8 protein-coding genes are annotated in these 8,312 nt (G+C 68.8%); all 8 read left to right on the top strand.

Annotated elements, in window-relative coordinates; all coding sequences use genetic code 11:
* A partial coding sequence (gene tsf, locus AC30N0_RS10850) for a translation elongation factor Ts (RefSeq protein WP_489517928.1) occupies nucleotides 1-816 on the top strand: 816 nt, incomplete at its 5' end.
* A gap of 84 nt (nucleotides 817-900) precedes the next feature.
* A complete protein-coding gene (pyrH, locus tag AC30N0_RS10845) occupies nucleotides 901-1,611 on the top strand; it encodes a UMP kinase (protein ID WP_489517927.1) in 711 nt (236 codons plus the stop codon).
* Between the two features lie 12 nt (nucleotides 1,612-1,623).
* Nucleotides 1,624-2,184: a ribosome recycling factor gene (gene frr, locus AC30N0_RS10840; protein ID WP_489517926.1), complete on the top strand. Its 561-nt coding sequence runs from the start codon at nucleotides 1,624-1,626 to the stop codon at nucleotides 2,182-2,184.
* A gap of 43 nt (nucleotides 2,185-2,227) precedes the next feature.
* Nucleotides 2,228-2,971, top strand: coding sequence for a polyprenyl diphosphate synthase (gene uppS, locus AC30N0_RS10835; RefSeq protein WP_489517925.1), 744 nt, complete (start codon nucleotides 2,228-2,230; stop codon nucleotides 2,969-2,971).
* Between the two features lie 9 nt (nucleotides 2,972-2,980).
* Nucleotides 2,981-3,814: a phosphatidate cytidylyltransferase gene (locus AC30N0_RS10830; protein WP_489517924.1), complete on the top strand. Its 834-nt coding sequence runs from the start codon at nucleotides 2,981-2,983 to the stop codon at nucleotides 3,812-3,814.
* 7 nt (nucleotides 3,815-3,821) lie between these two features.
* A complete protein-coding gene (gene dxr, locus AC30N0_RS10825; protein ID WP_489517923.1) occupies nucleotides 3,822-5,027 on the top strand; it encodes a 1-deoxy-D-xylulose-5-phosphate reductoisomerase in 1,206 nt (401 codons plus the stop codon).
* Complete coding sequence (gene rseP, locus AC30N0_RS10820; RefSeq protein ID WP_489517922.1) at nucleotides 5,024-6,394, top strand: RIP metalloprotease RseP; 1,371 nt, start codon at nucleotides 5,024-5,026, stop codon at nucleotides 6,392-6,394. The genes dxr and rseP overlap by 4 nt, the downstream gene beginning before the upstream one ends.
* A gap of 8 nt (nucleotides 6,395-6,402) precedes the next feature.
* Nucleotides 6,403-8,312: outer membrane protein assembly factor BamA (bamA, locus tag AC30N0_RS10815; RefSeq protein ID WP_489517921.1), on the top strand; the 1,910-nt coding region annotated here is incomplete at its 3' end.

Here is an 8,312-nt window from a genome sequence, read left to right as displayed (position 1 = left end):
CGCGCCGAGGAACTGCTTCGCGTCAAGCTCGGCAGCAAGGCGGGCAAGGCGGCTTCGCGAATCGCCGCCGAGGGTGTCGTCACGGCCTCCGTCCAGGGCTCGACGGGCGCCCTGGTCGAGGTCAACTGCGAGACCGACTTCGTCACCAAGAACGACGCCTTCCTGGCCTTCGCGCGTGCGCTGGCCGGGCTCGTCGCCGAACGCAACCCCGCTGACGTCGCGGCCCTTGCCGGCCTGCCGCTGAGCCAGGAGGGCTTCGGCCCCACCGTCGAGGACGTGCGCAAGGGCCTGGTCGGCAAGATCGGCGAGAACATGTCGATCCGCCGCTTCAGGCGCTATGCGGGCGGCGGACAGGTCGCCAGCTACCTGCACGGGACCCGCATCGGCGTGCTCGTCGAATACGAGGGCGACGAGGTCGCGGCCAAGGACGTCGCCATGCACGTGGCGGCGATGAAGCCGGTGGCGCTGACGTCCGCCGACGTGCCGCCGGCACTGGTCGACAAGGAGCGCTCCATCGCCACGCAGAAGGCCGCCGAGGACGCCGAGAAGGCCCGGACGGAGAACAAGCCGGTCCAGTCGCCGGAGATCGTGGCCAGGCGCGTCGAAGGCTCCGTGGCCAAGTACCTGAAGGAAGTCAGCCTCAACAACCAGCCCTTCGTGAAGAACGACAAGCAGACCGTCGAGCAGATGCTCAAGGAGAAGTCGACCCGGATCAGGGACTTCACGCTCTACGTCGTCGGCGAAGGCATCGAGAAAAAGGCGGGCGATTTCGCCGCCGAGGTCGCGGCGCAGGTCGCGGCCGCCAAGGGCGGCTGAGGCCGATGGCCCGCAGAACCGCGGCGATGGCCGGCTAGACTCTCGCTGCTCCCGACGGGTAGACACACGGGGAATCCGATTCGAATGGCCGCCTACAAGCGCATCCTGCTCAAGCTCTCCGGCGAAGCCTTGATGGGCGAGGATGCCTACGGCATCAACCGCGCCACCATCGTGCGCATCGTCCGCGAGATCGAGGAGGTGACGCGGCTCGGCTGCGAGGTCGCCGTCGTCATCGGCGGCGGCAACATTTTCCGCGGCGTGGCCGGCGGCTCGGTCGGGATGGATCGGGCGACCGCCGACTACATGGGCATGCTGGCGACCGTGATGAACGCGCTGGCCCTTGCCGACACGATGCGCCAGGAAGGCATCACCGCGCGCGTCATGTCGGCGATCGCGATCGAGCAGGTGGTCGAGCCCTACGTCCGTCCGAAGGCGCTGCAGTACCTGGAGGAAGGCAAGGTCGTGGTCTTCGCCGCGGGCACGGGCAACCCCTTCTTCACCACCGACACGGCCGCGGCCCTGCGCGGTGCCGAGATCGGGGCTCAGATCGTCCTGAAGGCGACCCGCGTCGACGGCGTCTACAACGCCGATCCGAAGAAGGACCCGACGGCCACCCGCTACAGCCGCATCAGCTTCGACGAGGCCATCATCCGCAACCTGCAGGTGCTGGACGCCACCGCGTTCGCGCTGTGCCGCGACCAGAAGCTTCCGATCCGTGTCTTCAGCATCTTCAAGGCCGGCGCTCTCAAGCGCGTCGTGATGGGCGAGGATGAAGGCACGCTCGTCCATGTCTGAGGACACCACGAGATGACCATCGCCGACATCAAGAGCACGGCCGAGCAGAAGATGGCTCGCTCCATCGAATCGTTCAAGAGCGAGCTGCAGAAGATCCGCACCGGCCGGGCCCACCCAGGCATCCTCGACCAGGTGCAGGTCGAGTATTACGGCTCGATGGTGCCGATCAGCCAGGTCGCCAACGTCACCCTGCTCGATGCCCGCACGATCAGCGTCCAGCCATGGGAGAAGGGTATGGGCGGCAAGATCGAGCGGGCGATCCGCGAGTCGGAACTCGGCCTGAACCCGTCGAGCCAGGGCGACCTCCTGCGCGTGCCCATGCCCGCCCTTACCGAGGAGCGGCGGCGCGACCTGACCAAGGTGGTCCGCCACGCGAGCGAGGAGGCGAAGATCGCCGTCCGCAACCTGCGCCGCGACGCCAACGACCACGCCAGGCGCCTGGCCAAGGAGAAGTCGATCTCGGAAGACGAGGAACGGCGTTCGCTCGAGGACCTGCAGAAGCTGACCGACCGGACGATCGCCGAGATCGACCGGCTCACCTCGGCGAAGGAAACCGAGATCATGGCAGTCTGATGCGGGCGCCAGCGAAGCCGGTCGCCGCCGGCGAGGCAGCGGCATGACCGATCCGTCGGGTCGGTCCCCGAGGGTGCCGCGGCATGTGGCCATCGTCATGGACGGCAACGGACGCTGGGCCGTCAAGCGGCACATGCCGCGTTTCTTCGGACACAAGCAGGGCGTCGACGCACTCGTGCGCACGGTGCACGCCTGCGCCGACCGGGGCATCGAGTACCTGACTGTTTTCGCGTTCTCGTCGGAGAACTGGAAGCGGCCGAGCGAAGAGGTGTCGGGCCTGATGGGGCTGGTCCTCGTCGCCGTCTCGAAGTACCTGGGCAAGCTCGCCGGCGACGGCGTCCGCGTCCGCATCGTCGGCGACCGGACCCAGGTCTCGGACAAGCTGCGCCAGGCCTGGCAGGACGCCGAGGACAGCACGCGGCACAACACGCGCATCAACCTGTCGGTCGCCTTCAACTACGGCGGCCGCTGGGACATCGTCCAGGCATGCCGTCGCGCCATGGCCGCCGGCGTCGCCGCCGACACGCTCGACGAGGCGACGCTGAACAGCTACATGGCGCTCAGCTATGCGCCGGATCCGGACCTCTTCATCCGCACCGGCGGCGAGATCCGGATCAGCAACTTCCTCCTCTGGCAGGCGGCGTACTCGGAGCTCGTCTTCACCGAATGCCTGTGGCCCGAATTCGGCAGCGACGAGCTCGACTCGGCCCTGGCGCAGTACGCTCGTCGCGACCGTCGCTTCGGCGCGGTGGCGAGTGCCGGCGAACTCGTCTCGACCGGAACCTAGGTCCTTCGCGTGCTGAGACAGCGCATCGTTACCGCCACGGTGCTGCTTGCGTTGCTGCTGCCGGCACTGCTCGTCGACAGGCTCTGGCCGTTCGCCCTGCTGTCGCTGGTCGCCTTCGCCGCGGGCGGGTGGGAATGGGCGCGGCTGAACGATGCCGGGCGCATCGCCGTTCCGCTCGGCGTCGCGCTCGGCGTCGCCTGCGCGCTCGCCTGGTGGGCCGGGTTGACCACCGCGGCGCCGCGCGTCGCGTGGTGGATCGCCATGGGCGCCTGGGTGCTCGGCGGCGCCTGGGTCCTTCGCGGGGGCGTGGCCGGCTGGTCGCGCGTGCCGCCCGCGGTCCGCTGCGCGGTCGGCCTGCTCGCCCTCTGGACCGCCTGGCTGGCGATGGTCAATGCCAAGGCCGGCGGCCTCAACTTCATCCTCTCCGTCTTCTTCCTGGTCTGGACCGCGGACATCTTCGCCTACTTCGGGGGGCGGGCGTTCGGCAAGCGCAAGCTGGCGCCGTCGATCAGCCCGGGCAAGAGCTGGGCCGGCGTGTGGAGCGGCATCCTGGGTGCGCTCCTGGTCGCCGGCGCCTGGGTCTTCATCGACGGCCGCGGCATGACTTACTACGACAGCTTCTACACGCTCGTGAACGAGCGCTTGACGACCATCGGCTTGGCCCTGGTCGTCGTCTTCCTCGTCGCGATGAGCGTCGTCGGCGACCTGTTCGAGTCGCTCGTCAAGCGCAGCGCGGGGGCCAAGGACAGCGGCGGCCTGCTGCCCGGCCACGGCGGCATCCTCGATCGCGTCGACGCGCTGCTGCCGGTCTTTCCGATCGCCCTGGCGCTGGCCCCTTTCTGACGCAGCCATGAGCTCCATGCCGCAGCAAGGGCCGCAGCGCGTCTGCGTGCTGGGCGCAACCGGGTCCGTGGGTGCGGCGACGCTCGACGTGATCGGCCGTCATCCGCAGCGCTTCGAGGTGTTCGCGATCACGGCGCTGCGCCGGCTCGACGAACTTCTGGCGCAATGCCTGCGCTGGCGCCCGCGCTTCGCCGCCGTCGGGAGCACCGCCGACGCGCAGACGCTGACCGCTCGCCTTCGCGACGCCCGGGTGCCGACCGAAGTGCTCGCCGGGGCGCGGGCGCTCTGCGAGCTCGCCGCCCATCCGGAGGTCGACACGGTGATGGCGGCCATCGTCGGCGCCGCCGGGCTGCCGCCGTGCCTGGCGGCGGCCGAGGCCGGCAAGCGCATCCTGCTCGCGAACAAGGAGGCGCTGGTGCTCGGCGCCGATCTCTTCACGGAGGCGGTGCGCCGCGGCGGCGCGACGCTGCTGCCGATCGACAGCGAGCACTCGGCCATCCTGCAGTGCCTGCCGGACGACCGCTCGACCTGGCCCGACCGCATCGACCACATCGTCCTGACGGCGTCCGGCGGCCCGTTCCGGGGCCGCGATCCGGCGACCCTCGGCGCCGTCACGCCCGACGAGGCCTGCGCCCATCCGACCTGGGTCATGGGGCGCAAGATCTCGGTCGACTCGGCGACGCTCATGAACAAGGCCCTCGAGGTGATCGAGGCGCATTACCTGTTCGACCTTGCGCCGGAGCAGATCCAGGTCGTCATCCACCCGCAGAGCATCATCCATTCGATGGTCGTCTGCCGCGACCACTCGGTGCTGGCCCAGCTCGGCACGCCCGACATGCGCGTGCCGATCGCCGTGGGCCTGGCCTGGCCCGAGCGGATCGCCTCCGGTACCGAGCCGCTCGACTGGCGCTCGCTGGCTGCGCTCACCTTCGAGCCGGCCGACGCGCGGCTCTATCCCAGCCTCACGCTCGCCTGGAACGCGCTGCGGGCCCGGCCGGGGAGCAGCGCCGTGCTCAACGCGGCCAACGAAGAGGCCGTCGCCTCCTTTCTTGCCGGAACCATCCGCTTCGATGAGATTCACACCGTCAACTGCCGCACCGTCGATGCGATCGTCCCGCACGCCGGAGCGACGGGATCGCTCGACTCGCTGCTCGCCCTCGACGCAGAAGCGCGGCGCTTCGCCCAGCGGTTCGTGAAAGGTCTCGCGGCATGATCACCACGGTTCTCGCTTTCCTGCTCACGCTGGGCCTGCTCATCGTCGTGCACGAGTACGGCCACTACCGCGTCGCGGTGGCCTGCGGGGTGCGCGTGCTGCGCTTCTCGATCGGCTTCGGGCGCGTCCTTTGGCGCCGGCAGGCGACGCCGACCAGCACCGAGTTCGTCGTCTGCGCACTGCCGCTCGGCGGCTATGTCCGCATGCTCGACGAGCGAGAAGGCAAGGTCGATGCGGGCGAGCTGGACCGCGCGTTCAACCGCAAGCCGCTGTGGCAGCGCGCTGCGGTCGTGGGCGCCGGTCCGGCGGCCCACCTGCTGCTGGCCATCGCGCTGTACGCCGCCGCCAGCTGGGTCGGCGTCGACGAGCCGAAGGCCTTGCTCGGCCCGCCGGCGGCTGGAAGCATCGCCGAGCGCGCCGGCCTGCGCAGCGGCGACTCGGTCCTGGCCTGGTCCCAGGGCGGCGACGAATGGCGCGACGTCCGTTCCCTGACCGACCTGCGCTGGCAGGTCACGCAGGCGATGCTGCACGGGGAAGACCTCGACCTGCTCGTCAGCACGCGCGAAGGGCGCGGCCAGCGCCGCGTCCACCTCGAGCTGGCAGCCCTGGGCGCGGCCGAGCTCGATGCCAAGACGATGCAGCGCATCGGCCTCGGCCAGCCCTGGAGCGAACCGGTGCTCGGCGAGGTGAAGCCCGGCGGCGCCGGTGCTGCGGCCGGGCTGCGCGCCGGCGACCGCATCCTCAGCATCGACGGGCGGGCCATCGAGGACGGGGGCCAGGCCCGCGATGCGATCCGGGCCAGCGGCAAGACCGGCGCTGCCGTCCCCATGCAGTGGCGCATCGAGCGTCAGGGCGCGCGGCTCGACCTCGTCGTCACGCCGGCGATCACCGTTGACGGCGGCAACCGGGTCGGTCGCCTCGAGGTCTTTCCCGGCCGCCCGCCCGAGATCGTCTCGGTGCGCTACGGCATCATCGAAGGGATCGGCCACGCCGTCACCCAGACCTGGCAGGTCTCGGCCCTGACCGTGAAGATGCTCGGCAAGATGCTCATCGGCCAGGCTTCGCTCAAGAACCTCAGCGGGCCGGTGACGATCGCCGACTACGCCGGCCAGTCGGTGCGCCTCGGCCTCGCGTATTACCTGGGCTTTCTCGCCGTGGTCAGCGTGAGCCTCGGCGTCCTCAATCTGCTGCCTCTGCCGATCCTCGACGGAGGGCACCTGATGTATTATCTTTTCGAGGCCGTGACGGGGCGTCCGGTCTCCGAGTTGTGGCTCGACAGACTGCAGCGAGGCGGGGTTGCCATCATGCTCATGATGATGTCCCTGGCCCTCTACAACGACATGGCCCGCCTGCTGGGTCTCCAATGACCGACTGCATGCATCCCCACCCGCGCCTTTCCCGTTCCCGTCAACGTTCGTTCCGCCTCGCCCCCGCCTCCCTCGCTCTGGCTCTCGCTCTCTTCGCCGGCTCGGCCCTGGCGGTGGAGCCCTTCGTCCTGAAGGACATCCGGGTCGAAGGTCTGCAGCGGACCGACGCCGGCACCGTCTTCGCCGCGTTGCCGTTCCGGATCGGCGACACCTACACCGACGAGAAGGGCGCGGCGGCATTGCGCGCGTTGTTCGCGACAGGCCTCTTCAAGGACGTGCGCATCGACATCGACAACGGCGTCGCCGTCGTCATCGTCGACGAGCGCGCAGTCATCGCCAGCATCGACTTCGTCGGCATGAAGGAGTTCGAGAAGGACGTCCTGATCAAGTCGCTGAAGGACTTCGGCATCGGCGAGGGCCTGCCGTTCGACAAGGCCCTGGCCGACCGGGCCGAGCAAGAGCTGAAGCGCCAGTACCTCACGCGCAGCCTCTACGGCGCCGAGGTGGTGACGACGGTGACGCCGCAGGAGCGCAATCGCGTCAACGTGACGTTCACGATCAGGGAGGGCGGCGCGGCCAAGATCAGCGAGATCCGCATCGCCGGCAACAAGGCGTTCTCGGAACGGACGCTCAAGGGCCTGTTCGAGCTGAACGACGGCGGCTGGCTCAACTTCTACCTGAAGGGCGACCGCTACTCGCGCGCCAAGCTGAACGCCGATCTCGAGACGCTGCGCGCCTATTACCAAAACCGCGGCTACCTCGAGTTCGAGGTGCAGTCGACGCAGGTGACGATCTCGCCCGACAAGCAGGACATCACGATCACGATCAACGTCAACGAAGGGCAGCCCTACACGGTGACCGCCGTCAGGCTCGAAGGCGAGTACCTGGGCAAGGAGGAAGACTTCAAGACGCTGGTCACGGTGCGTCCGGGACAGCCCTACCGCGCCGAGGCGGTCGCCGAGACGACGCGCGCCTTCGTCGACCGGTTCGGCACCTTCGGCTATGCCTTCGCCAAGGTCGATGCGCGCACGGAGATCGACCGCGCCAATGCGCGCGTCGCCCTGACCCTGGTCGCCGAGCCGCAGCGGCGGGTCTACGTCCGCCGCGTCAACGTCGCGGGCAACACCAAGACGCGCGACGAGGTGATCCGGCGCGAGTTCCGCCAGTTCGAGTCGTCCTGGTACGACGGACGCAAGATCAAGCTCTCGCGCGACCGGGTCGATCGCCTCGGCTACTTCAGCGAAGTCAACATCGACAGCACCGAGGTGCCGGGCTCCGCCGACCAGGTCGACCTGACGATCACGATCAAGGAAAAGCCGACCGGCAACCTGTCGATCGGTGCCGGCTTCTCGTCGGCCGACAAGCTGTCGCTGAGCGGCTCGATCAAGCAGGAGAACATCTTCGGCTCGGGCAACTACCTCGGCCTCGAGGTCAACACCAGCAAGTACAACCGCACGCTCGTCGTCAGCACGGTCGACCCGTACTTCACGATCGACGGCATCTCGCGCGCGATCGACATCTACTACCGGACCACCAAGCCGATCAACAGCCAGGGCGAGGAGTACGAACTGGTCACGCCGGGCGTCTCGGTGCGCTTCGGCGTTCCCTTCAGCGAATACGACACGGTGTTCTTCGGCATCGGCGCCGAGCAGACCCAGATCAAGGGCGCGACGCAACTGCCGAACAGCTACTTCCTCTACCGCGAGCAGTTCGGCGAGAAGAGCACCTCGATCCCGCTCACCGTCGGATGGTCGCGCGACAACCGCGACAGCGCCCTGGTCCCCACGGCCGGGCGATACACGCGCATGAACCTCGACGTCGCGATGCTGGGCGACGCGCGCTACCTGCGGCTGAACCTGCAGGGTCAGCAGTACTTCCAGATCAGCCGCGCCTTCACCTTCGGCGTCAACGCCGAGAT

The sequence above is a fragment of the Rhizobacter sp. genome (assembly GCF_031412495.1).
Classification (GTDB): Bacteria; Pseudomonadota; Gammaproteobacteria; order Burkholderiales; family Burkholderiaceae_C; genus Schlegelella_A.
This window is presented reverse-complemented; position numbering and strand designations above follow the sequence as displayed.

Coding starts and splice junctions, on each gene's coding strand:
- pyrH (WP_489517927.1), top strand. CDS start 901: ATGGCCGCCTACAAGCGCATCCTGCTCAAGCTCTCCGGCGAAGCCTTG.
- frr (WP_489517926.1), top strand. CDS start 1,624: ATGACCATCGCCGACATCAAGAGCACGGCCGAGCAGAAGATGGCTCGC.
- uppS (WP_489517925.1), top strand. CDS start 2,228: ATGACCGATCCGTCGGGTCGGTCCCCGAGGGTGCCGCGGCATGTGGCC.
- dxr (WP_489517923.1), top strand. CDS start 3,822: ATGAGCTCCATGCCGCAGCAAGGGCCGCAGCGCGTCTGCGTGCTGGGC.
- rseP (WP_489517922.1), top strand. CDS start 5,024: ATGATCACCACGGTTCTCGCTTTCCTGCTCACGCTGGGCCTGCTCATC.